The following is a 25456-nucleotide window of genomic DNA, read 5'->3' as shown; positions in this document are numbered from 1 at the left end:
CCGACTTTCGGCGGGGGTCAGCCGCGGCGGCGGGTGTGCCGGGTCGGGACGGCGGTGGCCGGGTCCTCGGGCCACGGGTGCTTCGGGTAGCGGCCGCGCAGGTCCGCGCGCACGGCCGGATAGCCGGTGGTCCAGAAGCCCGCGAGGTCCGCGGTGATCGCCGCCGGGCGGCCGGCGGGGGAGAGCAGGTGCAGCAGGACCGGGACGCGCCCGCCGGCGAGCTTGGGCGTTTCGGTCCAGCCGAAGGTTTCCTGCAGCTTGACGGCGAGGACGGGCTGGTCGCCGCGGTAGTCGACGCGGATGTGCGACCCGGAGGGGACTTCGAGCCGGTCCGGGGCCAGTTCGTCGAGTTTCGCGGCTTCCGGCCACGGGAGCAGGGCCTTCAGCGCGGCGCCGGCGTCGATGGTGCCGAGGTCGGCTTTCCGCCGGGCGCGGGACAGATCCAGCCAGCTGTCCACATCGGACAGCAAGGTGGCGTCGTCGACGGCCGGCCACGGCGCGCCGAGAACGCGGTGGAGGAAGGCCATCCGTTCGCGGAGCCGGGTGGCGTCGGCGGACCACTTCAGGAGGCCGAGGCCGTTCTCGCGCAGGCCGGTGACGAGGGCGTCGCGGACGTCCGCGTCCTGGAGGGGCTTCTCGGACAGGACGATGGCGCCGAGCTTCCGCACGCGCCGGGCGACAACGTCCCCGTCCCAGGTGACTTCGTCCACTTCGGACACCGGAGTGACGCGGCGGGCGAGTGCTTCGTCGGCGGCCGCGGCGAGCCGGATGGTGCCGTGGACGCGCCCGGGATCCCGCGTGGCCTCGGCGACGGCCAGCCATTCGGAGTCGAGACCACTGCCGGGCGGGAGTTCGGCGGCGGTCCCGCCGGCCATGAGGTAGACGGCAGCGGTCCCGGGCCGCCGCCGGGCAAGCCGCTCGGGATGCGCGAGGGCGACGACCAGCGCGGGATCCGGCTTTCCGGAGCCGGTCCGCCCACTACGGCCGGGTTCGGCGCCGGCGCGGTCGGCGGGCGGCCGGTCGCCGCCGCGGCGGCTCGGCGCCGCGTGCTCCGTCGGCCGGATGGTCTCGCGGCCTGGCGTGGAGCCTTCAAGCCGGCGGGAGGTTCCGCGGTCCGGCGCCCAGCTCTCCGTCGCTCGGTCGCTTTCGCGGTCCGGCACCAGGCCCTCCAGCCGCCGCGCCTCGCGTTTCCAGCGTCGCGAACCCTCGTCGGCCGCTGTGCGGAGGCGTCTCAGCTCGGCTTCCACGTCCGTCAGCGTTGCCCCCGCGTCCAGCAGGGCCACCACCTCCGCCGCGTTCCTCGCGCCCACCTCCGCCGCGCCGTCCAGTAGTGCCCGGGCCAGCCTCGGGTGCAGTCCCAGCTCCGCCATCTTCCGGCCGCGCGGCGTCACCGTTCCCGCGGCATCCGTTGCGCCCAGTGTCGCCAGCAGTGCCCGGCCCGCCGCCAGCGCTCCCTCGCCCGGCGGGTCCCACCACGCCAGCCCGCTGCCGTCCGGGGTCGACCAGCACGCCAGTTCCAGCGCCAGCCGCGCCAGCTCGGCCGTGCGGATCTCCGGCTCCGGGTACGCCGGGAGCAGCGCCTGCTCGTTCTCCGCCCAGCAGCGGTACGCCCGGCCCGGCGCCTCGCGGCCCGCGCGGCCCGCCCGCTGCGTCGCCACCGCCGCCGACACACGGACCGTCGCCAGGCCCGGCAGGCCGCGCCGGTGGTCGACCCGCGGCACGCGCGCCAGCCCGGAGTCCACCACCGCCCGCACGCCCGGGACGGTCAGGCTCGATTCCGCCACCGCCGTCGCCAGCACGACCCGCCGGCGCGCACGCGGCCGCAGCGCCTCGTCCTGGTGCGCCGCCGAAAGCCGCCCGTGCAGCGGCAGGACGTCCACATCGGACGACGGCAGCAGCTTCGCCGTCCGCGCGATCTCGCCCGCGCCCGGCAGGAACGCCAGGACGTCGCCCTCCCCGGACGCCAGGGCGGTGCGCACCGCCCTGGCCACGCACGCCTCGATCCGCTCGCCGCGCGCAGGCGGCACGTACGAGAACGTCACCGGATAGCTCGGCGCCGTCGCCGTGATCACCGGAGCATCACCCAGAAGTGTGGAAAGACGGCCCGCGGCCACCGTCGCCGACGTCGCCAGCAGCCGGAGGTCCTCGCGCAGCCCCGCCCGGACGTCCAGCAGCAGCGCCAGCAGCAGGTCCGCGTCCAGGTGCCGCTCGTGGCACTCGTCGAGCAGCACGGTCGACACCCCGGGCAGCTCGGGGTCGCCCTGCACGCGCCGCACCAGCAGCCCGGACGTCACGACCTCGATCCGGGTCCGCGCCGACACCTTCCGGTCGCCGCGCACGGCGTACCCGACCGTCTCGCCGACCGGCTCACCCAGCAACGCGGCCATCCGCGCCGCCGCGGCCCGCGCTGCCAGCCGCCGGGGCTCGGCGACGACGACCCGGCCGCCGGAATCAGCCAGTGCGAGCGGAACCAGCGTCGTCTTCCCGGTCCCCGGCGGCGCGACGAGCACCGCGGTGCCGTGCGTGTCCAGCGCGGTGAGGACGTCCGGCAAGACAGCGCGGACGGGCAGGTCGGGTAGCTTCACTTCTCGGTGACCTCGGGCGGCGGCGGCAGCTGGTATCCGGACGGCCCGATGTTCGCGTTGAGCGAGCGCAGCCATTCCCCGGAGGAGATCATCTTGCGGATGGCGTCGTCGACCGCGTGCACGCCCTGCGTGTCACCTTTGCGCAGCCCCACACCGTAATTCTCCTTCGAAAACGGCTTCCCGACGACCTGCAGCAGCTCCGGGTCGCGCGCCACGTAGCCGGCGAGGATCACCCCGTCGGTCGTCACCGCGTCGATCTGGCCGGCGAGCAGCGCGGTCACGCAGTCCGGGTACCGCGGGTACTCGACCAGCTGGACGGCCTGGGCGAACTTGTCCTTCACCTGCTGCGCGGGCGTCGACCCGGCGACCGAGCACAGCCGCCGCCCGTTGAGCGCCTCGGGGCCGGTGATGTCCGGGGACGTGCGCCGCACCAGCAGGTCCTGCCCGGTGGTGAAGTACGGCCCGGCGAACGACACGACCTGCTTGCGCTTGTCGGTGATCGAATAGGTCGCGACGACCAGGTCGACCGCGCCGGAAGTGAGGTCGGTCTCGCGGGTCGCCGACGTCGTCTCGCGCCAGGTGATGTCCTTCGCGGCGACGCCCAGCTCCGATGCGACGAAAGTCGCGACGTCGACGTCGAACCCGACGAACCGGCCGTCGACGGTGTGCTCGGACAGCCCCGGCGCGTCGAACCGGATGCCGATCGTCAGGTGATCCGTGGCACTGGCTCGGGTCACCAGCGAGTCGGTCGGCGAGACGTGGCTCGGACCGCACCCCGACGCCGTGACCAGCAGCAACGCCGAGCCGAGGAGCGTGCGCCACCGCATCCAGCCGCTCCCTCCGCCGCTGCCCTGCCCTCACGAAGTTCTCAGGTCCTCCCGTTAGCCTAAGCGCGTGGTGCGACCGTCCCAACCCGTGCTGGACGCCGTCGGCACGCTCGCCCGGCTCGGGCTGGCGGCCGTCTGGCTGGTTTCCGGTGCGCTGAAGCTGGCGGATCCCGGGCAGACGCTGATCGCCGTGAAGGCCTACGACGTGCTGCCGGACGCACTCGCCAACGTGGTGGCCATCGCGTTGCCCCTCGTCGAACTCGTGCTGGGGCTGTTCCTGCTCGCCGGCCTGGCGACCCGCTGGGCCGCCGGCGCCGCGCTGGTGCTGCTCGTGCTGCTCGTCGCCGGGATCGCCCAGTCGTGGGCGCGCGGGCTGAGCATCGACTGCGGGTGCTTCGGCGGCGGCGGCCAGGTGGCGGCGGGACAGACCGAGTACCCGCAGGAGATCCTCCGCGACACCGGGTTCGCGCTGCTCGCGGTCTGGCTGCTGGCGCGCCCGCGCACGTGGCTGTCGCTCGACGGCTGGCTCGCGCGGGGTCGCGGGAACTCTGCCGAGCCCGGGCACGACTACTCGGGTATCGCGGAAGGGAACTGATACACAGTGGGTGGAGCTGAGCGGACCGCTCGGAAGCGTCGTCAGGCCACGCCGGCCGGGGGAGCGAGGGCGGTGGCCCAGGCCAGGGGCGCGTCGTCCGACCGGCGGAAGTGGATCATCGGGATCGCCGCCGTGGTCGTCGTGGCCGCGCTCGTGATCGGCGGCGTGATCTGGACGATCGCGGACCGGAACAAGACCGAGGGCCAGATCATCGACCCGGGCCGGACCACCAGCTCGCTGGCCGGGGACGTCACGCAGAAGCGTGACGGTGTCGTCGTCACCGTCGGCAAGCCGGGCGCGAAGGCCTCGATCGACGTCTACGCCGACTTCCTCTGCCCGATCTGCGGCCAGTTCGAGAAGACCTACAAGAGCCAGATCGAGCAGGCCATCAACGACGGCAAGCTGCAGGTGCGCTACCACATGGTGCCGCTGCTCAACGACCGCTCCGACCCGCCCGGCTACTCGCTCGACTCGGCGAACGCGGCGCTCGCCGCGGCCGACGCCGGCAAGTTCCTCCAGTTCCACGACGCGCTGTTCGCGAACCAGCCCGAGGAGGGCAAGCGGGGCTACGACAAGGCGCAGCTGATCAAGCTCGGCCAGGACGTCGGCATCACCGATCCGGCGTTCGCCCGGACGGTCGACGCCGGGACGTACGACCAGCAGCTGAACGCCGCGTTCCAGCAGATCGAGAACGATCCGAAGCTGGCGCAGGACTTCGGCAACGGGCAGAGCGGCTTCGGCACGCCGACGGTGACCGCGAACGGCGCGATCGTGTCCTGGCAGGACCGCGGCTGGCTCACGAAGATCACCGGCTGAGTCCGGCAATTCGCCCACCGGGGTACGGATCGTGGTCTAGGCTGAATCCCGCACAGGGGAACCGGGGGTGGCGCGCGCACGTCGCATCCCCGGTGACAGGGAGGGCCAGTGGACGGTTCGCATTCGGGGTTTCACGTCGATGACGGCGCGTACGCGCGATACGCGCGCGAAGTCGACCCGCTCGGTGAAGACGTCAAAAGTGCCGCCGACCGGCACGTCGGCCCGCACGTGACCCTCGGCGGCCACGGCTTCTCGGAGATGGGCGGCGAATCCGGCTTCTCCGGCGCCTACAGCGGCCGGATGCGCGCGTTGCAGGAGAAGATGCACCGCGTCGGCGGCAGCTGGCGGCAGGTCGGCGACGCCGCCCGGCAGACCGACCGCAACTACGCGGCGGTCGAGGCCGAGCACGGCGACGTCGTCCGGCGGCTCGGGCAGGACCTCGCGTGACCGAACACGCCGAGCTGCTGGTCCGGCACGGCCTGGACACCACCAACCAGTTCGCGCAGAAGCTGCGCCACGACCCCGTCGCGATCAGCGGCGCGCGCGACGCGCACGTCGCGCTGCAGACGTCGGTCGGCCGCACCCGCGACCACGCCTCCGCGCAGCGCGTGAACCTCACCTCGGCCAGCTCCGGAGCGACGACCGACCGCGCCACCGCGACGTCGCAGAGCCTCGAGAAGGAGGTCCAGGACCTTCTCGACGAAAGCGCCGAGATCGAATCGGCCGTCGCCGAGGCGGCCGAGACACTGCACGTCGGCGAGATCAAGAACGACCAGGTCCGCGACCGGATCATCAAAGAGATCGCCGCGTCGATGAAGGCACTGGAAGCGGTCAAGACCATCCAGCCGCCGGAAAGCCGCGCCGCCGCGTCGCGCGACATCCTGATGAAGCTGCAGACGAAGATCAGCCAGCTCACCGGGCAGGCCGCGACCTTCAGTGAGCAGACCATCAACCAGCTCACCGACATCGGCACCCGGCTGGGCGGCGGCGAGCAGGCGACGTCCGCTTCCTCGGCGTCGACGAAGGTCGGTTCGTCGTTCAACAGCAACAGCGGCTACACCGGCGGCGGCGACTCCGGCGGTGGGGGAGGCGGCGGTGGTGGCGGTGCGGTGCACAAGCCGCGCCTGCCGGTCGCGATCCCGCCGCAGCCCGGCAGCGGTGTCGCGATCAACCTGCCCGGCGGCAAGCAGGTCATGGCGCCGAACGAGACCGCGGCGAAGGCCGTGCGGGCCGCGCTTTCGCAGCTCGGCGTGCCCTACGTCTGGGGCGGCACCGCGCGCGGCGTCGGCCTCGACTGCAGCGGCCTGACCATGACGTCCTACCAGGACGCGGGCCTGCAGCTGCCGCGGACGGCGGCGCAGCAGACGGTCGGGGCCGAGGTGCCCTCGATCGACCAGCTGCTGCCCGGCGACCTCGTCGTGTGGTCGGGGCACGTGGCCATGGTGATCGGCGACGGGCAGATGATCGAGGCGGGCGACCCGGTGCAGATCAGCAAGATCCGCACCACGAACGCGGGACAGCAGTTCATCGGCTTCTACCGCCCGACGGGGTGACTTCGTGGCTGAATTCGACATGGAGCTGGCGGCGGCACGCGTCGCCGAGCAGGCCGACCGGGCCGGCTCGGCAGCGGCCGCCCGCCTCGCGCGCTCAGGCCCCGTGGTGGGCAAGGCTTCTTCGGGCGACGGCGCCGTCGAGGTCCAGGTGGCGCCCGGCGGGTTGCTCACCGGCGTGACCATCCACCGGTCGGCGCTGCGGCACGGGTCGGCGGTGCTCGCCGACCAGATCATGGAGCTGGCCCAGCGCGCGACCCGGCGCGCGGGCGACCGGATGTACCACGCGCTGGCGTCCGTCGTCGACCGCGAACAGCTGGAAACGCTGGGGTACGAGCCGATCCCGGACGACGACCCGGACGCCGAGACCTACTCGTACGGAAGGTGACCGCGGTGATCACGACCCGCCGGCTGATCGCCCAGGCCCGCGCCCGCGAAGAGGCGATGGCCAAGGTGGACGAGCTGCTGGCCACGGCGTCCGGCACGGCCCACGACGTCGACGGCCAGGTCGAGGTGACCGTCGACGCGCGCGGCAAGCTGCTGCGGCTCTGGCTGGCCCCGTCGGCGGTGAACCTCGGCGACCGCCTGGGCCCGCTGATCGTGGAGATCGCCCAGGCGGCCATGCGCGAAGCGACCCAGGACGGCTACAACAAGGTCGCGTTGCTGCTGGGCGAGGACATGACGGTGATGATCGAGCGCATGACGGGCATGCCGGCCCCGGCCCGCGCCGAGGACGACGACCCGGGCATGACGGTCGAGGAGTTCCAGCGGCTGCGGGCCGAGCGGCTGGGTGCCGCCGCGCCGGAAGCGGCCTCCGCCGTTCCGAGTGCCGAGGACGAGGACGCGTACTGGGAGTCCTTCGACCCGGCTTCGCTGCGTTCGGACCGCTAAGCCAGCTGAGCCGTGGAGTTCGCGCCGTCGAGGGATTCCCGGATGATGTCCGCGTGGCCCGCGTGCTGGGCCGTCTCGTGGATCAGGTGCAGGACGATCCGGCGCGCCGACCAGAACTGGGGCTCGGGCGGTGACCACGGTGTCGTCGGCAGCCGGACCTCGACGTCCAGGGAAGGCAGCGAAGCCACGTACGCGTCGGTCTCGGCCGCAGCCGTTTCGTAGGCCGACAGCCAATGGGACAACGTCTCGCTCATGGTGTACTGCGCCGTGTCCAGCATCCCCTCCGGTAGCGATCCGTCGGCCGTGCGCAGGATCTGCAGCCACAGGCGTTCTCCCGTGGCCAGGTGGCGGATCAGGCCGCCCAGGGTCAGTGCGCTGACCGTCGTGCGCTTGGCCGCTTCCCCGTCCGAAATGCCGCGGACCGTGATCAGCAGCCGGGAGCGGACTTCGGTCAGCAGGCTCAAGAGGTCTTCGTGTTCGCGAGTCATGGTGCGACCGTAGAACGCAATTAGGCCGGATTCTGACCGGAAGGCGCGTCCCGTTCAGTGGCACCCGAGTTTCCGTAGAGGTCTGGACCAAATCGCCAACGCTGTGCCTTAATTCAAGGCGTGAATTTCGGTCTCGACGAGGAGGACCCGGATGCGCCTCGGACGCGAGCTCGGCGTCGGCGCGACCACGACCCGACCGGGCAGCTGCCGGTGACGGCGCTGTTCCCCGTCGGCCTCCGCTGTCCGTGCCACTGGTGATCGGCCCCCACCGGAAGGAACTGCCATGCCCCGCCGTCCCCTGCTCAGAATCCTGGCGTTCTTCGCCGCCTGCCTCGGCTTGAGCCTGGGTGCCCCGGCGGTCCAGGCCGCGACGCCGTTCAAGGTGCTCGCCTTCTACAGCGGTACCTACGACGCCGCGCACATCAGCTTCGAGAAGGAAGCCAACGTCTGGTTCCCGCAGCAGGCGAGCGCCAACGGCTACACCTACACCGCGACGACCGACTGGAACCAGCTGACGACCATCACGCCGAGCCAGTACCAGGTCGTCCTGTTCCTCGACGACCAGCCGCAGTCGCCGGCGCAGTTCCAGGGTTTCCAGCGGTACATGCAGGCCGGCGGCGCGTTCTTCGGCTTCCACGTCACGGCCTACAACGACAGCTCGACACCGTCGTACGCCGACTGGTTCCACAACGACTTCCTCGGCACCGGCCGGTTCACGTCCAACACCTGGGGTCCGACCCCGGAGACGTTGAAGATCGAGAACCGCACGCATCCCGCGACGGCGAACCTGCCGTCGACGATCCGGTCATCGACGTCCGAGTGGTACGCGTGGCAGAACGACCTGCGCCAGAACCCGGACATCACGATCCTGGCATCGATGGACGCCTCGACGTTCCCGATCGGCACCGACCCGAACCAGACCTGGTACAGCGGGTACTACCCGATCGTGTGGACGAACAAGAACTACAAGATGCTCTACGCCAACTTCGGCCACAACGCGATGAACTACGACACGAACACCGCGCTGTCTTCGACGTTCGAGAGCGCCGACCAGAACCGGCTCGTGCTCGACGGCCTGAAGTGGCTTGGCGGCGGCTCCACCACGCCGCCCGATCCCGGCACGATCGACCCGGCCGCGTGGTACGCCGTGGTGAACAAGGCGAACGGCAAGTGCATCGACGCGCGGGCCGCGGGCAGCACCAACGGCACGGTGATCCAGCAGTACACCTGCAACGGCACCGCCGCGCAGCAGTACCAGTTCGCGCCGACCAGCGGCGGCTTCGACCGGATCAACAACCGCACCAACGCCAGCGAAGTCATCGACGTCACCGGCGTCTCCACCGCGGACAACGCCGGGCTGCAGCTCTGGTCGTACAGCGGTGGGGGCAACCAGCAATGGCAGCCGGTGTCGGACGGCGGCGGGTACTACCACTTCGTCGCCCGCCACAGCGGCAAGTGCCTGACCGTGCCGGGTGCGTCCACCGCCGACAGCGTCCAGCTGGTGCAGGCCACCTGCACCGGCGGTGCCGCCCAGTCGTTCAAGGTCGCCTGACGGGGATGCGTCCGAGCCCCTCCTCGGCTAACATGAATTGCCTTCACGTTGGCTGAGGAGGGTGCCGTGGTGCGCGGGAACCGGGCGATCTTCGTGGTGCTGGCCCTCCTGGCGGGCATGCTCGCCGGTGTGGGGCCGGCAGTCGCCGCGCCGACGTTCTTCTGGGGTGTCGCGACGTCGGGGTACCAGTCGGAGGGCTCGGCACCGGACAGCAACTGGCGCCGCTACGAACAGGCGAAGACGTCGTCGATCAAGGACTCCTACCGCGAGTCCGCCGACTTCCGCCACCACTACGCCGAGGACATCGACCGGGCGAAGCAGCTGGGCGTGAACGTGTTCCGCTTCAGCGTCGAGTGGGCGCGGATCGAGCCGCGTCCCGGCCAGGTGGACGAAACCGAGCTGGCGTACTACGACGACGTCGTGCGGCACGTCGTGGCCGCCGGCATGCGGCCGATGATCACCCTCGACCACTGGGTCTACCCGGGCTGGGTCGCCGACCAGGGCGGCTGGGACAGCGACCGGACACGCGACGCCTGGCTGGCCAACGCCCGTCGCGTCGTCGAGCGCTACAAGGGCCTCGGCGCGCTGTGGATCACGATCAACGAGCCGACGGTCTACCTGCAGAACGAGATCGGCAACGGCGGGCTGGCCGCGTGGAAGGCGCCCTGGATGCTCTCGCGCCTGGTCCAGGTGCACCGCGCCGCGTACGACATGATCCACGCGCTGGACCCGGGCGCGCTCGTCTCCAGCAACACGGCGTTCATCCCGGTGGCGCAGGGCGTGCTGGACGCGTCGTTCCTGGACCACGTGAAGGACAAGCTCGACTTCGCGGGCGTCGACTACTACTACGGCGCGAGCCTGGACAACGTGAGCGCGGCGCACGCGGCCAACGGCGAGTTCTGGAAGGTGACACCCCAGCCGGACGGCATCTACTACGCGTTGCGCTATTACGCGACGAAGTTCCCGGGCCTGCCGCTGTACGTGGTGGAGAACGGAATGCCGACCGACAACGGCAACGCGCGCCCGGACGGCTACACGCGCTCCGACCACCTGCGCGACCACGTCTATTGGGTGCAGCGCGCGAAGGCCGACGGCATGAACGTGATCGGCTACAACTACTGGAGCCTCACGGACAACTACGAGTGGGGCAGCTACGAGCCGAGGTTCGGACTGTACACAGTGGACGCCCTGACGGACCCGGCCCTGACCCGGCGGCCGACCGACGCGGTGGCGACGTACCGCGCGTTGATCGCGAACCACGGGGTCGGGGACGGGTACACGCCGGTGCGGCCGCCGGGGTTCTGCTCGGTGGTGGATGGTTTGAGCAGCTGCCTGAACCCGGCCCGGTACCCGGGCCCGCTGGCCCCGCTGGGCTGACCTCCGCACGCCGGTCGTGAGCGGGAAACAGGGTTAGCACCCTGTTTCCCGCTCACGAGCTCAGTCGCGCTCGATGAGGTGCCCCACCACGTCCGGGCCTGGGTGGGCGTGGCCGGAGCCGTCTCGGCGGTAGTCCACCTCCGGAAGCTCCACCGGGTCGCCGTTCCTTGCCGCTCCGGCCGGCCGTGGGCCGATCCAGGCCAGCCGCAGCGCGGTTTCGCCCTTCAGGAACCGCTGTGCCCGTACCCCGCCCGTTGCGCGGCCCTTGGCCGGGTACTCGCTGAACGGTGTCACCTTCACGCTCTGGCCGGTCGACGTGATCACCAGCGGTTCACCGTGCTCGTCGTCGTCCGTGCGGATCGCGCCGAAGAACACCGCCGACGCGCCGGACGGCAGGTTGATGCCCGCCATGCCGCCGCCCTTCAGGCCCTGCGGGCGGACCAGCGAGGCCGCGTACTTCAGCAGCGACGCCTCGGACGACACGAACGCCAGCGTTTCCGTGCCGTCCGTCAGCCACGTCGCGCCGACCACCTCGTCGCCGTCCTTCAGCGAGATCACCTCGAACTCGTCCGACCGGACCGGCCACTCCGGCGCGCACACCTTCACCACGCCCGCTCGCGTGCCCAGCGCCAGGCCCGGGGAGCCCGCCGCCTGCTCGCCCAGCGGCGCGATGCCGACGACGGTCTCGCCCTTTTCGAGCGGCACCAGCTCCTTCGCCGCCATGCCGCCGCGCAGGGAGACCGTGCCCGCTTGCTCCGGCAGCACCGGCAGTGGCAGCACGTCCGTCTTGAACGCGCGGCCGCGGCTGGTCACCAGCAGCACCTGGCCGCGCGCGGTCGTGTGGACCACCGCCGCCACCGCGTCGTGCTTCACGCGGCCGTTGCGCCGGCGGGTTTCCGTGGCCTCCTCGGACTCGGCCGCCGTGCGGGCGACCAGGCCCGTCGCCGACAGGATCACCTGGCACGGGTCGTCCGCGACCTCCAGCGGACCCGACGGCTTCGACGCGGCCAGGACCTCCTTCAGGTCACCGTCGATCAGCGAAGTGCGGCGCTCGGTCGAGAAGTCCTTCGCGATCTTCGCCAGCTCCGACGAGACGAGCTTTTTCAGCACGGACTCGTCTTCGAGGATCGTGGTCAGCTCGGCGATCTCCTCGCGCAGCTGGTCCTGCTCCGACTCCAGTTCGAGGCGGTCGTACTTGGTCAGCCGGCGCAGCGGCGTGTCGAGGATGTAGGTCGCCTGGATCTCCGACAGCTTGAACCGCTTCATCAGGCCGTCCTTCGCGGCCTGGGCGTTCTCGCTCTCGCGGATCAGCCGGATCACCTTGTCGATGTTCAGCAGCGCGATCAGCAGGCCGTCGACCAGGTGCAGCCGCTCTTCGCGCTTGCGCCGCCGGTAGCGCGTCCGCCGGGTGACGACGTCGTAGCGGTGCCGGAGGAAGACCTCCAGCAGCTCTTTCAGCCCCAGCGTGCGCGGCTGGCCGTCGACGAGCACCAGGTTGTTGATGCCGAACGACTGCTCCAGCGGCGTGAGCCGGTAGAGGTCGGCCAGCAGCGCCTGCGGGTTGACGCCGACCTTGCACTCGATCACCAGCCGCGTGCCGTTCTCGCGGTCGGTGAGGTCCTTGACGTCGGCGATGCCGGTGAGCCGCTTCGACTTGTTGACCTCGTCGGTGATCTTCTCGATCACCTTCTCCGGCCCGACGCCGTACGGCAGCTCGGTGACGGTGATCGCCTGCCGCCCGCGGCTGCCTTCGAGCGGGCCGGTTTCGACGCTCGCGCGCATCCGGACCACGCCACGGCCGGTTTCGTACGCGCGGCGGACCTCGTCGAGGCCCAGCAGGCTGCCGCCGGTCGGCAGGTCCGGCCCCGGGACGAACTCCATCAGCTTGTCGAGGGTCGCGGTGGGGTGCGTGATCAGCCAGCGCGCGGCCGCGATGACCTCGCCGAGGTTGTGCGGGATCATGTTGGTCGCCATCCCGACCGCGATCCCGGACGTGCCGTTGACCAGCAGGTTCGGGAACGCGGCGGGCAGCACGGTCGGCTCCTGCAGTGAGCCGTCGTAGTTCGGCCGGAAGTCGACGGTCTCCTCGCCCAGCTCGCCCACCAGCTGCATCGCCTCGGGCGACATCCGCGCTTCGGTGTTGTGGTTCACGAACCCGCCGGCGAGGAACGAATGGTCTTCCGTCGTGACGCGGACGGAGTAGACCTCGGCCGGGGCCGCGGCGACAGCCTCGGTGACCTCTTCGAACCGGTAACCCGAGTCCATGATGGGCAGGATCGTCGCCAGAACCTCGGTGTCCTTGATCCGGTCGATGATCCGGAGCCGCTCGGTCTCCCAGCGCTCCATCCGGTCGAAGTTGTGCTGGGTGAGCCACTTGCGCCCGCTGCCCCGGCGATCGAAGTCGAGCGCGCCGCGGACGTACTCGGCGACGAACGGCACGTGGTCCGAGCTCAGCCGATGCGGGCGGAGCACCGAACGCCGGACGAGCTCCTGCAGCTTCGCCTGCTTGGTCTTGAGGAAGCCGACCCGCTCGGCGAAGGCACGGACGTTGCGGAGGCCGGACACGACGAGCCGGTGCTCGACCGACCCGCCGGCGCGGGTGTAGCGCCGGTGTACCGCGATGACGCCGAACTCGGCGAGCAGCTCTTGCAGCCCGGACGCGAGTTGCTCGCTGTAGCTGGTGTACTGGATCGTGAAGCCGTCCTTGGCGATCCGACAGCCGCCGTCACCTTCGAACGCTGCCATCAGGAAAGTCCGCTTGACTCCTGGGCCACTGCGCCAGACGAACTCGGGGACGACCTTGTCGACCGCTTGGTGCCCGATGAACTCTCCGAGCGGGCTCGCCCGGAAGGCGTCCATGCCGCCGGCGTACTCCTGAACGTCGAGCTCCTGGATCCGCTTGCGATCCCGGCGGGTCTGCCGTTCGGAGACGTACCGCTTACCGCCGACGATCTGGTCGTAAGCATGCAGCACTTCGGCGAAGAAGTGCTTGTCGGCGTTGTTGAATCCGGCGCGGTTCTCGCTCGCGAAGCCTTCGGACGCCCAGGCGCCGGCCAGCACGCCCAGCATGTACTCGCGAGCGGTCGGTACGACGTTGCTCCACGCATTGCGAGCCACACACACGATCGTGCCTGGCTTGATCTCGTCCAGCTGCTTCCACTGGAACATCGGGACGCCCATCGGCGCCTCGAGACACAAGACAGGATGGTTCTCGCTGCCCCGGAGTGAGAAGCCGGACTTGGTGGTGATCCGGACGGTCGGATGCACGCCCGAGTTGAAGACCTTGTCGACCTGGACGGCCTTGCCGTCCTTGTCGAGGACCTCGAAGTCGGCGTCCGCCTCGGAATCGGCGGGCAGGTTGACGACATCGGCAATGCGTGGGCTCGAGCCGTCTGCCAGGCGGATCCGGGTGTCGCCGACCAGGCAGTAGCGGCTGGCCGCCGGGCCGTCGTCGGGCGAACCGAAGTTGCCGTGGCCGTCGATCAGCGGGACGTTCAGCGAGAAGTCCTGCGCCATGCGGACCATCGCGTCGTAGATCGCCACGTCGCCGTGCGGGTGGTAGCGGCCCATCACGTCACCGACCACGCGGGACGACTTCACGTACGCGTGCGTCGGGCGGTAGCCGTTCTCGTTCATCGAGTACAGGATCCGGCGGTGCACCGGCTTCAGCCCGTCCCGCGCGTCCGGCAGGGCGCGCGAGTGGATGACCGAGTACGCGTACTCCAGGTAGGAGTCCTCGATCTCGGTCTTCAGCGGGTTCTCGAAGACCTGCGCGCCGGCGGAGTCGAACGCGCTCGGGTCGACGCGGGTGGTGGGGGCCTTACGGCGTGCCACGGCGAAACTCCTTGGTAGCTACGGAAAACTCAGGCGTCGATGGCTTCGCGGTCGACGCGGTCGGACGATTCGACCAGCCAGTTGCGGCGGGGCTCGACCTTCTCGCCCATCAGCAGTTCCAGTGCGGCCTCGGCGGCTTCGGCGTCGTCGAGGGTGATGCGGCGGACCGAGCGGGTCGCCGGGTTCATCGTGGTCTCCCACAGCTCGTCGGCGTCCATCTCGCCGAGGCCCTTGAACCGCGGCACCGGCTTGACGATCGTCTTGCCCGCCTTCTCCAGCTCGGCGACCTTCTGCTCCATCTCGCGCTGGGTGAAGGTGAAGTGCGTCTCCGGGTTGCGGCCCTTCGTGACGACCTTGTGCAGCGGCGGCATCGCCGCGTACAGCCTGCCGTCCTCGATCACCGGGCGCATGTACCGGGCGAACAACGTGATCAGCAGCGTGCGGATGTGCGAGCCGTCGACGTCCGCGTCGGCCATCAGGATCACGCGGCCGTAGCGCATGGTCGTCAGGTCGAACGTGCGGCCGGTGCCCGCGCCGAGCACCTGCACGATCGACGCGATCTCGGCGTTCTTCAACGTGTCGCCGAGCGACGCCTTCTGGACGTTCAGGATCTTGCCGCGCAGCGGCAGCAGCGCCTGGTACTCCGAGACGCGCGCCATGCGGGCCGACCCGAGCGCGCTGTCGCCCTCGACGAGGAACAGCTCGCTGCGGGAGATGCCGGTGGTGCGGCAGTCGACCAGCTTCGGCGGCATCGCCGCGCCTTCGAGGGCCGTCTTGCGCCGGGCCGCGTCCTTCTGCTGCTTCTGCGTGAGCCGGACGCGGGCGGCGTCGACCACCTTCTGCAGCACGACCTTGGCCTCGGACTTCGTCTTGCGGTCCTCGGTCCAGGCCTTCACGTGCTTGTCGACGATGCCCTGGATGACCCGGGTGATGCCGGCGGTGGACAGCTCGTCCTTCGTCTGCGAGGTGAACTGCGGCTCCGGGATCCGCACGTGCACGACCGCGGTCATGCCCTCCAGGACGTCCTCGGTCGTCGGCATGTCCTCCTTGGGCTTGAGCAGCCCGCGGGTCTTGGAAATCGCCTCCTGCAGCGCCTTGGTCAGCGCGCGGTCGAAGCCGCGGCGGTGCGTGCCGCCGTGGACGTTGCGGATCGTGTTGGTGAAGCACTCGATCGTGCGCTCGTAGCCGGTGCCCCAGCGCAGCGCCACCTCGACCTCGGCGCGACGCTCCACATTGGACTGCATGACGCCCGCCGCGTCGGCCGCGTTCTCCTTGTACGTGCCTTCACCGGTGATCAGCAGCGTGCCGCAGACCGGCTTTTCGCCCGACGGCGTCAGGAAGTCGACCATGTCGACGAGGCCGTTCGGGAAGTGGAACGTCTCCTCGTTGATCGTGTCTTCGATCGCGGTGCGCAGCACGTACGTGACGCCCGGGACGAGGAACGCGGTGTTGCGCAGCTTGGCCCGGACGCCTTCGACGTCCAGCGCCGCGCCCGACTCGAAGTAGCGCGAGTCGTACCAGTAGCGGATCGACGTGCCGGAGCGCTCGCCGCGCTTCATCTTGCCGACGAGGTTCAGCCCGGAGCGGCGGGTGAACTTCGCCTTCGGGCCGGGCCCGTCGAAGGTGCCCGGGACGCCGTGCTTGAACGACATCTGGTGGACCTTGCCGTCCTGCTTCACCGTGACGTCGAAGCGGTGCGACAGCGCGTTGACCGCCGATGCGCCGACGCCGTGCAGGCCGCCGGAGGTCTTGTAGCCGGAGCCGCCGAACTTGCCGCCGGCGTGCAGCCGCGTCAGCACCAGCTCGACGCCGGACAAACCGGACTTGGCGTGGGTGCCGGTGGGGATGCCGCGGCCGTCGTCTTCCACCTGGACGCTGCCGTCGGCGTGCAGGGTGACGACGATCTTCGTCGCGTGCCCGGCCACGCCCTCGTCCGTGGAGTTGTCCACGATCTCGGAGAAGAGGTGGTTGATGCCCCGGCTGTCGGTGGAGCCGATGTACATCCCGGGTCGTTTGCGGACGGCTTCGAGACCCTCGAGATGCGTCAGGTCGTCGGCCCCGTACAAGGTCTCGGCAGTCACAGGGTCGTTCTCCCGGATCGTGGCTCGCGAAAGTGCAGGTGGTGGTGCGGACTCCCCGGCACCGTAGTGCAGGATATCCGCCCACCCCGACAGTTTTCGCGCGACGGCCGTCCCGGGAGTGGCGCGCGCCGCCCCTAGCGGGGGTCGTAGCCCAGGTCGGGCCACAGCCCGAGCAGCGCTTCGATCTTCCGCGGCACCTGGAAGCTGTTGCGGAAGTTCGGCTTCTCGCCGATCGCGGCGAGGCCCTTGCGGAGGTCGCCGAACACCGGCTTCGACGTCGTCTCCCGCGTCAGGAGGTAGCAGTACGTGCGCCGCGGGTAGGCGTACTCGTCGGCGTAGGCGTGCAGCACGAGACCGGGGGCCTCGATCCGCGACCCGACCAGGGCGCGGCCCTGTTTCTGGCTGTAGACGCGGATCACGTGCACGCCCGGCCGGAGCGTGCGCGGCGGGTCCTGGCCCTGGCCGTCGTCGGCCCAGAACAGCTCGACGCGGAACGGCGATTCGCCGTTCTCGCCGGGGTGGGTGTACTCGCGCGCCAGCTCTTCGAGGCGGTACTCGGCTTCGGCCGAAGGTTCGCCGCCTTCGACGAGGCTGACCAGGTACAGCTCCGCCGGGCGCGGCCACGCCGGGCGGGGCACGTCGGCGGCTTCGGGCTCGGCGTCCGCAACCGGTTCCGGGGCCTCGGCCGGAGAGCTTGTCTCCGCAGCGGCGGGCTGCAGGCCGTCCGTCCCGGCGAGAGCGGGCTCCGGCGCATCCGGGCGGTCGGAGGAGCCGGGCGTGGCGCCGGCGGGCCGCGGCGGGGCAACGGGCGAGGTGGCCGCCGGACGGGCCGGGGAAGGAGCCGCCGGTGGCGTGGCGGGGCGGACCGGCGACGGCGGCGGTGTCGCGGCCGCGGGGCGGACCGGTGCCGGCGGCCGGCTGGTGACCACCGGGCGGGCCGGAGCCGCGGCGGGGCGCGCCGTCGGCGGCCGGGACGTGACCGGCTTGCCCGCGCCGTACTGCTCCAGCAGTGGCTCCAGGTCGCCCGCCGTCAGGGCCGGGCCCGCCAGGTCGCACCACTCGAGCCAGGCCTCCTGGGCCTCCTCGACGGTGTCCCGCTCGGTGGTGACCGTCACGGCTTCGAACAGCTGGCGGGGGCCCGCGGCGGTGACGTCGGCCGAGCCGGCGACGACGAACGACGGCTCGTCTTCGGCGATCACCAGCTTCGCGTTGAGCCCGCGCAGCGAGTGCACGATCACGCCCGCCTTCACCCAGTGCAGCAGGGCGTGCGGGCTCGTCGCGCCCGACAGCACCAGGTCGAGGCTCGCGTCCGTGATCAGCGTGTCGCCCGGTTCCAGGGGCAGCAGCGCGGCCGCGCCGGGGCCGACGTGGCCGAAGGCGGCCACCAGGTTCCGGCGCGGTGCGAGCAGGGGAGTGATCGAGGCCCAGATGTCGCGGCCCGTGAGGAGTCGTACCGAACGTTCTGCCAGACCCAGCCGAGCGAGCTCCGCGTCCATGCCCTTGACCTTACTGGGTGCCTCCCGGGGACCGGACGGCCGGAATATCTCTTGCTTGGAAGTAGTTGAACGCGCATGTAAGATGAGGGGCGCGAAGGGAGCAGGTCATGCAGTTCGGAATCTTCACGGTGGGCGACGTCACGACCGATCCCACGAACGGCACCACGCCGACGGAACACGAGCGGATCAAGGCGATGGTCCGCATCGCGCTCAAGGCCGAAGAGGTCGGCCTCGACGTCTTCGCGACCGGCGAGCACCACAACCCGCCCTTCGTGCCGTCGTCGCCGACGACGATGCTGGGCTACATCGCGGCGCGGACGTCGAAGATCATCCTCTCCACGTCGACCACGCTGATCACCACGAACGACCCGGTGAAGATCGCCGAGGACTTCGCGATGCTGCAGCACCTCGCCGACGGCCGCGTCGACCTGATGATGGGCCGCGGCAACACCGGCCCGGTCTACCCGTGGTTCGGCCAGGACATCCGCCAGGGCATCCCGCTGGCCATCGAGAACTACGCGCTGCTGCGCAAGCTGTGGCGCGAGGACGTCGTCGACTGGTCCGGCAAGTTCCGCACGCCGCTGCAGGGCTTCACGTCGACCCCGCGGCCGCTGGACGGCGTCCCGCCGTTCGTCTGGCACGGCTCGATCCGCAGCCCGGAGATCGCCGAACAGGCCGCGTACTACGGCGACGGCTTCTTCGCCAACCACATCTTCTGGCCGAAGGAGCACTTCCAGCAGCTGATCGGCTTCTACCGCCAGCGCTTCGAGCACTACGGGCACGGCACCGCCGACCAGGCGATCGTCGGCCTCGGCGGGCAGGCGTTCATCCGGCCGAAGTCGCAGGACGCGTGGAAGGAGTTCCGGCCCTACTTCGACAACGCGCCGGTGTACGGGCACGGGCCGTCGCTGGAGGAGTTCACCGACCAGACGCCGCTGACCGTCGGCAGCCCGCAGGAGGTCATCGACAAGACGCTGACCTTCCGCGAGCACTTCGGCGACTACCAGCGCCAGCTGTTCCTGCTGGACCACGCCGGCCTGCCGCTGAAGACGGTGCTGGAGCAGCTCGACCTGCTGGGCGAAGAGGTCGTCCCGGTGCTGCGCAAGGAACTGGCCGCCAAGCGCCCGGCGAACGTGCCGGACGCGCCGACGCACGAGTCGCTGAAGGCCGCGGCTCTGGTGGGGAGCCAGGCATGAAGCTCGCGGTGGTGACGGCGGGACTCTCGGTCCCGTCCTCGACCCGGCTGCTGGCCGACCGGCTGGCCGCGGCGACGGTCGCCGCGGCAGGCGAGCCGGTCGACGTGTCCGTGGTGGAGCTGCGTGACATCGCGCTGGACGTCACGAAGAACCTCTTGACCGGGTTCCCCGCCCCGGCGCTGCGCTCGGCGATCGAGACGGTCACGGGCGCCGACGCGCTAGTCGCGGTGACGCCGGTGTTCACGGCGGGCTACAGCGGGCTGTTCAAGTCGTTCTTCGACGTCCTCGACGCGGACTCGCTGGTGGGCAAGCCGGTGCTGCTGGGCGCGACGGGCGGTACCGAGCGGCATTCGCTGGTGCTCGACTACCAGCTCCGGCCGCTGTTCGCCTACCTCAAGGCGGACCCGGTCGCGACGGGCGTGTACGCGGCTTCGTCGGACTGGGGCAGTGGAGAAGGTGCGCTGCAGCGGCGGATCGACAAGGCGGGCGCCGAGCTGGCCGCACTGGCCGCGGGACGGCCCGCCGTACCGGCCGGCCCGGACTTCGTCCCGTTCGACCGGCTGCTGGCGGAAGTGTCCACTCAGGACGGATAGCGCACCCGGTACCGGAGGTGGGTCACGCCTTCCCGGCGCCGGGGAACCCGGCAGCGGTCGATTCCGGACGCGTCCGGCAGGCGCTGGTTCAGGCACGGCCGGGCCCGGACGCGCCGGTGGCCGACCGCGTCGAGGCGTGCCCGCGGGTAGTCCGCGGCGGCGGGGTGCACGCGGGATCTCGGCCTCGCCTGCGGAGCCAACCACTGGCGCGGCGGAGTCGTCCGGCCGAGCCGCGAAGCATTCGGCGGCAACAAGGACTCGCGAGGCCCGGGGCGCGGCCGGACGCGTTCGTCAAGAAGGCCGGAAGTAGGGGGTCGTCCCCGTCGTCCGGCAGCGGTGCGACCGGGCGCCCGCTTTCTACGTCGAGCCTCATGACCGGGCTCTTCCTCGTGCTCGCCGTGCTCCTGCCGGATCACCGTCCGGATGCTGCTGGACCAGACGTCCGGGATGGCCGATTCCGCGTTTCCCGACCTGAAGCCGGCGCAGCCGCACGCACACCCTCGCCGAAGCCGTCACGCGGCTGCGGGACGCGAGGCTGGCGAGCGAGCCCGGGACGCAGTTCCACCACCACAACCCGAACTACGAGGTCGCGGCGCGGATCGTCGAGGCCGTCGCCGGGCAGCCGTTTCCGGGCTACCTGCGGACGCGGCTGTTCACCCCGCTCGGGATGACGTCGAGCACCACCGTGGACGAGCCGCCCGCGGACGTCGCGCGGGGGTACGTCCGGGCGTTCGGGATCGACGTGCCGGTGACCGAGCCCGTCTGGTTCACCGGCGGCAGCCACGGCGTCCTCAGCACCGCCGGCGACCTCGCGCGGTGGCTGATCGCGCAGCGCGACGGCGGCGGGGTGCTCACCCGGCCTCGGTCGCGCTCGCGCACACCCCCGCACCCGGCCGCGACTACGCGCTGGGCTGGGCGGCCTGGCGGCCGGGACAGCTGTCCCACAACGGCGAGTGGTTCAGCCACACCGCCGCGCAGATCCCTGCTGCCCGGCGGCTACGGCATCGCGGTGCTGGCCACCACCGGGCTGGCCCTCGACAACGACGCCGAGTCGCTGGCGCAGGGCCTCGCCACGCTGGTGGGCGGCGAAACGCCCGAGCCCGCGCTGCCCGCCGGGGTGGTCGCGGACCGGGTGCTCGCCGCGCTGCTGCTCCTTTCGGTGGTGCTCGCCGTGCTCGGTGCCGTCCGCGCGCGGCGGTGGGCGGCGCGCCGGACGAGTCCGTGGCGGGCCGGGCTGCGGCTGCTGCCGTACCTGGTCCCCGGCCTGGTCCTGCTGTTCCTGCCCGAGCTGATGAGCGTCGTGTTCGCCGGGCGGCAGGGCACGTTCGGGCAGCTGCTGTACGTCTGGCCCGGGCTGGCCGGCACGCTCGGATGCGGCACGCTCGGCGCGTTGGTGGTGCTCGTGACGCGGGTATCGGCCCTCGTGAGTGGCAGGGACCGGCCCGGACGGGAAGAATCGGGCGAAACGACGGGAGTGGTCGCGTGGGAGTCGGAAAGCGTGTGAAGCGCGTCCTCATCGTCGTGGCGGGCGCCGTCCTGCTGGTGGTCGGGGTGCTGCTGCTCGTGCTGCCCGGCCCCGGGCTGCTGCTGGTGCTCGCCGGGCTGCTGCTGCTCGCCTCGGAGTTCCCGGCGCTCGAGCGGTACGTCGACCCGGTGCGCGACCGCGCGATGAAGGCGGCCGAGGACAGCGTGTCCTCGCCGCTGCGGATCGCCGGCTCGGTGCTGGCCGGGCTGGCCCTGCTGGCCGCGGGCATCGTCTGGGGCACGGTGAAGTCGCTGCCGTTCAGCGGCTGGAGCACCGGGTCGAGCCTGATCCTGTCGTCGGTCATCCTGTTCGCGCTGCTCGGCTGGAGCTACCGGCGGGTCAGGACGCGGCGGACGGCCGTCCAGCGCGGCTGACCGGCTAGGGTCGGCGCCATGAGCGCCGGATTCCAGCGTGCCCGGCGGCCGGAGCAGATCGCGGCGCGTCGCACCGCGATCCTCGCCGCCGCGCGGGAGCTGCTGGCGGAGCGGCCGGTCGCCGACATCAGCCTGCGGGAGCTCAGCTGCCGGGTCGGGCTCGCGAAGTCCAACGTGCTGCGCTACTTCGACAGCCGCGAAGCGATCTTCCTCGAGGTCCTCGACACGGCGTGGACGACGTGGCTCACCGAGCTGGACCGGGTCCTCGGCGACCCGGCACCGGCTGATCCCGGCTTCGCGCGCGAAGAGCGGGTCGCCGGGACGATCGCCGCGACGCTGGCCGAGCGGCGGCAGCTGTGCGAGCTGATCAGCGCGATGGCGCCGGTGCTGGAACGCAACATCTCGCCGGAGTTCGCCCGCGGCTTCAAGGTCCGCGCGTCCGCCAACACCGAGCGGCTCGGGGCGCTGGTCCGGGCGCGGGTGCCGGAGCTGTCGGCCGACGGCGCCCGCCAGTTCGCCTCAGGCGTGGTCATCGTGGTGTCGGGGGCCTGGCCGTACGCCAACCCGACCGACGCCGTGGCGGCGGCCACCGCCGAGCTCGGCGGGACGCCGGGGTTCGCGGCCGGGCTGGCCGAGGGCCTCACGAACCTGCTGGCCGGTCTCGTCGCCCGGCGGCGGTGAGCGGTCTCAGTCCCCGCTCACCGGGAGCAGGCCGCGCTCGGCGAAGACCTTCTTCGCCACGGCGGTCGCGTTGAGAGCCTTCGGGAACCCGCAGTAGGCCGCCGACTGCAGCAGGGCTTCGACGATTTCCGCGGCGGTGAGCCCGGCGTTGAGCGACGCGTTGACGTGCACCTCCAGCTGCGGCTCGCACCCGCCGAGCGCGGTGAGCATGCCGAGCGTGACCAGCTGCCGGTCCCGCGGCACCAGCTGCGGCCGCGTGTAGATCTCGCCGAAGCCCCACGACACGAGACTGTCGGCGAGCTTGGGGGAGACGTCGGCCAGGCTGTCGAGCACGCGCTGGGCGGTCTCTTCGCCGTTGAGGTCGATCAGGGCCTGCTTGCCGCGTTCGAAGCGATCTTCGGTCATGACCGCGACGGTAGCGGCTGGAGCGGGCTCCAGGGCAAGGAAAAGGGCCGCACCGGGAACCCCGGTGCGGCCCTTCCGGACGGTCCGTTACTTGCCGCTGCTGTACAACGCGCTCACGTCCGCGTCGGACAGTGCCCGGTCGTAGACGTGGACCTGGTCGACCGCGCCGTTGAGGAAGTCGACCGGGCCGCCGCCGTACTTGCCGCGGCCGATCACCGTGTGGCCCGTCGACGCCTCGCCGAGGCAGACGCTCTTCGTGGCCGCCAGCTGGCCGTCCACGTACAGCTTCAGCGTGCCCGAAGCCGCGTCGCGGACGCCGACGACGTGGTACCAGCGGTTCGGCTCCGGCGCCGTCGGCGCCAGGGCCCGCGTGCCCACGAAGCTGAACGCCAGCCGGTGGTCCGCGCCCGAGTACTGCAGGAAGAACGCGCTGTGGTCGCCGCCGTCCTGGCTCACCACGGTCTGGAAGCCGTCACCCACGGCGTTGAACTTGACCCACGCCGCCGCGCTGTAGCTGCCTTCGGTGTTGAGCAGGGCCGCACCCGTGTCGGCGTACTGGCCCGACCCGTTGACCGCCAGTGCCGAACCGCTCTTGCCCGCGGTCCAGGACGCGCCGCCGACGAGCGTGGCGTCGTGGCCGCCCACGATGTCCTTCGCCACCGTGCCCGCGTTCTCGTCGAACGGGTAGGCCGCGATGCCGTCGATCCCCGGCGTGCCCGCCGGCACCGAAGGCCCGGAGACCGGAGCGCCGGTGGCGCCCTTGATCACCGCCAGGTTCGCCGCGCGCACCGCCGCGAAGTCCATCTTCTTCACCTGCCGGTCGTAGGTGAAGAAGCCGTTGACCTCCTTCTCGACGTCGGTGGTCTGCGTGTAGACGCCGGCCGAGACCCCGCACTGCTGGGCGACCAGCAGCAGGCGCTGCTGCAGCTCGCCGTAGCGCCGGGTCAGCGTCGCGCTGTCAGGCTCCATCTCGTAGGCGAAGCTGCCCGCCGGGTCGAACTGGTGCCCGTCGACCTTCAGGCCGAGGCCGCCGTACTCGCCGTCGACCGCCGCGCGCGTGCCGGTCTGCATCGGCGTGCCCGGCCCGGTGTAGGTGTGGTCGTCGTAGATGTCACCCTTGCCGCTATCCGGTTCGGAGCGGCAGCAGTTGACCCCGGACTCGGCGTTGACCAGCCGCGTCGGATCCCACGACTTCACCTCGTCGGCGATCCGGCCGACCTCGTAGTCGCCCCAGCCCTCGTTGAACGGCACCCACGTGACGATCGACGGGAAGCTGCGGTGCTGGTCGATCATCCGCCGCATCTCGGACTCGTAGTTCGCCCGCGACGCCGGCGACGGCTCGATGTCGTCCTTCATCGCCGGCATGTCCTGCCAGACCATCAGGCCCAGCTTGTCGGCGTAGTAGTACCAGCGGTCGGGCTCCACCTTGATGTGCTTGCGCACCATGTTGAAGCCGAGCGCCTTCTCCTGCTCCAGGTCGAACTTCAGGGCCGCGTCGGTCGGCGCGGTGTAGATGCCGTCCGGCCAGAAACCCTGGTCGAGCGGGCCGACCTGCATGACGAACTTGCCGTTGAGCAGCATCCGCTCCTTGCCGTCGGCGGTCTTGCCGACGCTGATCGACCGGATGCCGAAGTACGAGCCCACCTCGTCGCCCGAAGGCACGAGCCGCACGCGCAGGTCGTAGAGGAACGGGTCGTCCGGCGACCACAGGTGCGGCCGGTCGACCTTGAGCGTCAACGGCCTGTTCGCTTCGCCGCTCACGCGCCCGACCGGGCGGCCGTGGTCGTAGGCCGTGGCCTCGACGCGCTGGCGCACCGGCCCGCCGACCACGGCGTTGACCGTGACCGAGCCGCTCGCCACGTCCGGGGTGACGTCGAGCCGGTCGATGTGGGCCGGCGCCACCGGTTCCATCCACACGGTCTGCCAGATGCCGGACGTCGGCGTGTAGAAGATGCCGTCACCGGGCTGGCGCTGCTTGCCGATCGGCTGCCCGCCCTGGTCGTTCGGGTCGGCGACGCCGACGACGAGCTCCTGGCTCTTCGCCGTGGTCAGCGCGTCGGTGACGTCGACGGAGAACGCGTCGTAGCCGCCGGTGTGGCGGCCGACGGTCCGGCCGTTGACGATGATCGTGGCGTCGTAGTCGACCGCCTGGAAGTGCAGCAGCAGGCGCTGCCCGCGGCCGACCTGCCAGGTCTTCGGGACCTCGAACGTGCGGCGGTACCACATGTTCGTCTCGTGGCGCATGATCCCGGACAGCGCGGACTCGACCGGGTACGGCACGAGGATCCGCTCGCCGAGCGTCTTGCCGACGGGGGCGGCCTCACCGGGGTTCGCCTTGGCGAACTCCCAGACGCCGTTGAGGTTCTGCCACTTGTCGCGGGTCAGCTGGGGACGGGGGTAGTCGGGAAGGGCGTTGGACGGCGAGACGTCCTTCGTCCAGGGCGTCGACAGCGGTGGCGTCAGCCGTTGCCACTGTGGCGCGTCGGCGGCACTCGCGGCGGGTGCGGTGCCGAGGCCGGCCACCGCGACCGCGAACGCCGCGGCCGCGGTCAGCCATCTCCGGGTTTTTCGGGCAGGGTGGAACATCGTT

21 protein-coding genes are annotated in these 25456 nt (G+C 71.1%); 13 read left to right on the top strand and 8 right to left on the bottom strand.

Annotated elements, in window-relative coordinates; all coding sequences use genetic code 11:
- Nucleotides 1–17 precede the first annotated feature (17 nt).
- Nucleotides 18–2585, bottom strand: a complete 2568-nt coding sequence (locus tag BT341_RS42185) for an ATP-dependent RNA helicase (protein ID WP_072481528.1) — start codon at nt 2583–2585, stop codon at nt 18–20.
- Complete coding sequence (locus BT341_RS42180; RefSeq protein ID WP_072481527.1) at nt 2582–3412, bottom strand: glutamate ABC transporter substrate-binding protein; 831 nt, start codon at nt 3410–3412, stop codon at nt 2582–2584. The genes BT341_RS42185 and BT341_RS42180 overlap by 4 nt, the downstream gene beginning before the upstream one ends.
- Before the next feature lie 88 nt (nt 3413–3500).
- On the opposite strand from BT341_RS42180, the gene BT341_RS42175 reads away from it, so the two are divergent.
- From BT341_RS42175 to BT341_RS42150, 6 genes are all read left to right on the top strand, one after another.
- Nucleotides 3501–4007: a MauE/DoxX family redox-associated membrane protein gene (locus BT341_RS42175; protein ID WP_072481526.1), complete on the top strand. Its 507-nt coding sequence runs from the start codon at nt 3501–3503 to the stop codon at nt 4005–4007.
- A gap of 72 nt (nt 4008–4079) precedes the next feature.
- A complete protein-coding gene (locus BT341_RS42170; RefSeq protein ID WP_072481525.1) occupies nt 4080–4823 on the top strand; it encodes a DsbA family protein in 744 nt (247 codons plus the stop codon).
- Between the two features lie 108 nt (nt 4824–4931).
- Nucleotides 4932–5270, top strand: coding sequence for a hypothetical protein (locus tag BT341_RS42165; RefSeq protein WP_072481524.1), 339 nt, complete (start codon nt 4932–4934; stop codon nt 5268–5270).
- On the top strand, nt 5267–6376 hold the full coding sequence (locus BT341_RS42160) for a C40 family peptidase (RefSeq protein WP_072481523.1): 1110 nt from the start codon (nt 5267–5269) through the stop codon (nt 6374–6376). Before BT341_RS42165 ends, BT341_RS42160 begins: the two co-directional genes overlap by 4 nt.
- A 4-nt stretch (nt 6377–6380) precedes the next feature.
- A complete protein-coding gene (locus BT341_RS42155; protein ID WP_084743162.1) occupies nt 6381–6761 on the top strand; it encodes a YbaB/EbfC family nucleoid-associated protein in 381 nt (126 codons plus the stop codon).
- Between the two features lie 5 nt (nt 6762–6766).
- Nucleotides 6767–7264, top strand: a complete 498-nt coding sequence (locus tag BT341_RS42150) for a YbaB/EbfC family nucleoid-associated protein (protein ID WP_072482480.1) — start codon at nt 6767–6769, stop codon at nt 7262–7264.
- On the opposite strand, the gene BT341_RS42145 is transcribed toward BT341_RS42150, so the two are convergent.
- Nucleotides 7261–7752 carry a DinB family protein gene (locus tag BT341_RS42145; RefSeq protein ID WP_072481521.1) on the bottom strand — a complete coding sequence of 164 codons (492 nt, stop codon included), beginning with the start codon at nt 7750–7752 and terminating at the stop codon, nt 7261–7263. The two genes, BT341_RS42150 and BT341_RS42145, sit on opposite strands and share 4 nt — an antisense overlap.
- A gap of 283 nt (nt 7753–8035) precedes the next feature.
- Between BT341_RS42145 and BT341_RS42140 the strand changes: the two genes are divergently transcribed.
- Both BT341_RS42140 and BT341_RS42135 read left to right on the top strand, forming a co-directional pair.
- Nucleotides 8036–9304, top strand: a complete 1269-nt coding sequence (locus BT341_RS42140; protein WP_072481520.1) for an RICIN domain-containing protein — start codon at nt 8036–8038, stop codon at nt 9302–9304.
- Nucleotides 9305–9370: 66 nt separating this feature from the next.
- A complete protein-coding gene (locus BT341_RS42135) occupies nt 9371–10681 on the top strand; it encodes a family 1 glycosylhydrolase (RefSeq protein WP_342750259.1) in 1311 nt (436 codons plus the stop codon).
- Nucleotides 10682–10741: 60 nt separating this feature from the next.
- Here BT341_RS42135 and BT341_RS48070 read toward each other — a convergent pair whose 3' ends face one another.
- The 3 genes from BT341_RS48070 to BT341_RS42120 all read right to left on the bottom strand — a co-directional run bounded on the left by BT341_RS48070 (nt 10742) and on the right by BT341_RS42120 (nt 18092).
- A complete protein-coding gene (locus tag BT341_RS48070; RefSeq protein ID WP_084743161.1) occupies nt 10742–14515 on the bottom strand; it encodes a DNA gyrase subunit A in 3774 nt (1257 codons plus the stop codon).
- A 29-nt stretch (nt 14516–14544) separates the two neighbouring features.
- Entirely contained in the window at nt 14545–16596 is a 2052-nt protein-coding gene (locus BT341_RS42125; protein WP_072481519.1) for a DNA gyrase/topoisomerase IV subunit B, read from the bottom strand.
- A 134-nt stretch (nt 16597–16730) separates the two neighbouring features.
- Nucleotides 16731–18092, bottom strand: coding sequence for a hypothetical protein (locus tag BT341_RS42120; RefSeq protein ID WP_072481518.1), 1362 nt, complete (start codon nt 18090–18092; stop codon nt 16731–16733).
- Between the two features lie 107 nt (nt 18093–18199).
- Here BT341_RS42120 and BT341_RS42115 point away from each other — a divergent pair, with 107 nt between their 5' ends.
- The 5 genes from BT341_RS42115 to BT341_RS42090 all read left to right on the top strand — a co-directional run bounded on the left by BT341_RS42115 (nt 18200) and on the right by BT341_RS42090 (nt 22461).
- Nucleotides 18200–19288: an LLM class flavin-dependent oxidoreductase gene (locus tag BT341_RS42115; RefSeq protein ID WP_072481517.1), complete on the top strand. Its 1089-nt coding sequence runs from the start codon at nt 18200–18202 to the stop codon at nt 19286–19288.
- Complete coding sequence (locus tag BT341_RS42110; protein ID WP_072481516.1) at nt 19285–19881, top strand: CE1759 family FMN reductase; 597 nt, start codon at nt 19285–19287, stop codon at nt 19879–19881. Before BT341_RS42115 ends, BT341_RS42110 begins: the two co-directional genes overlap by 4 nt.
- A gap of 520 nt (nt 19882–20401) precedes the next feature.
- Complete coding sequence (locus tag BT341_RS42100) at nt 20402–21385, top strand: serine hydrolase (RefSeq protein ID WP_084743160.1); 984 nt, start codon at nt 20402–20404, stop codon at nt 21383–21385.
- Nucleotides 21364–21780 carry a PGPGW domain-containing protein gene (locus BT341_RS42095; RefSeq protein ID WP_072481513.1) on the top strand — a complete coding sequence of 139 codons (417 nt, stop codon included), beginning with the start codon at nt 21364–21366 and terminating at the stop codon, nt 21778–21780. The genes BT341_RS42100 and BT341_RS42095 overlap by 22 nt, the downstream gene beginning before the upstream one ends.
- 18 nt (nt 21781–21798) lie before the next feature.
- A complete protein-coding gene (locus BT341_RS42090) occupies nt 21799–22461 on the top strand; it encodes a TetR/AcrR family transcriptional regulator (protein ID WP_072481512.1) in 663 nt (220 codons plus the stop codon).
- 6 nt (nt 22462–22467) lie between these two features.
- Here the strand turns inward: BT341_RS42090 and BT341_RS42085 are convergent, their stop codons facing one another.
- Nucleotides 22468–22866 (bottom strand): carboxymuconolactone decarboxylase family protein, encoded by a 399-nt coding sequence (locus BT341_RS42085; protein WP_072481511.1) that lies wholly within the window; start codon nt 22864–22866, stop codon nt 22468–22470.
- Nucleotides 22867–22953: 87 nt separating this feature from the next.
- Nucleotides 22954–25452, bottom strand: a complete 2499-nt coding sequence (locus BT341_RS42080) for a glycoside hydrolase family 2 (protein WP_072481510.1) — start codon at nt 25450–25452, stop codon at nt 22954–22956.
- Nucleotides 25453–25456: the final 4 nt, after the last annotated feature.

This window comes from Amycolatopsis australiensis (assembly GCF_900119165.1).
Taxonomy (GTDB): Bacteria; Actinomycetota; Actinomycetes; order Mycobacteriales; family Pseudonocardiaceae; genus Amycolatopsis; species Amycolatopsis australiensis.
This window is presented reverse-complemented; position numbering and strand designations above follow the sequence as displayed.

Bases quoted from the DNA above. Each gene is read 5' to 3' on its own strand.
- BT341_RS42110 (WP_072481516.1), top strand. From the start codon at position 19,285: ATGAAGCTCGCGGTGGTGACGGCGGGACTCTCGGTCCCGTCCTCGACC.
- BT341_RS42080 (WP_072481510.1), bottom strand. From the start codon at position 25,452: ATGTTCCACCCTGCCCGAAAAACCCGGAGATGGCTGACCGCGGCCGCG.
- BT341_RS42115 (WP_072481517.1), top strand. From the start codon at position 18,200: ATGCAGTTCGGAATCTTCACGGTGGGCGACGTCACGACCGATCCCACG.
- BT341_RS42090 (WP_072481512.1), top strand. From the start codon at position 21,799: ATGAGCGCCGGATTCCAGCGTGCCCGGCGGCCGGAGCAGATCGCGGCG.
- BT341_RS42085 (WP_072481511.1), bottom strand. From the start codon at position 22,866: ATGACCGAAGATCGCTTCGAACGCGGCAAGCAGGCCCTGATCGACCTC.
- BT341_RS42180 (WP_072481527.1), bottom strand. From the start codon at position 3,412: ATGCGGTGGCGCACGCTCCTCGGCTCGGCGTTGCTGCTGGTCACGGCG.
- BT341_RS42140 (WP_072481520.1), top strand. From the start codon at position 8,036: ATGCCCCGCCGTCCCCTGCTCAGAATCCTGGCGTTCTTCGCCGCCTGC.
- BT341_RS42145 (WP_072481521.1), bottom strand. From the start codon at position 7,752: ATGACTCGCGAACACGAAGACCTCTTGAGCCTGCTGACCGAAGTCCGC.
- BT341_RS42120 (WP_072481518.1), bottom strand. From the start codon at position 18,092: ATGGACGCGGAGCTCGCTCGGCTGGGTCTGGCAGAACGTTCGGTACGA.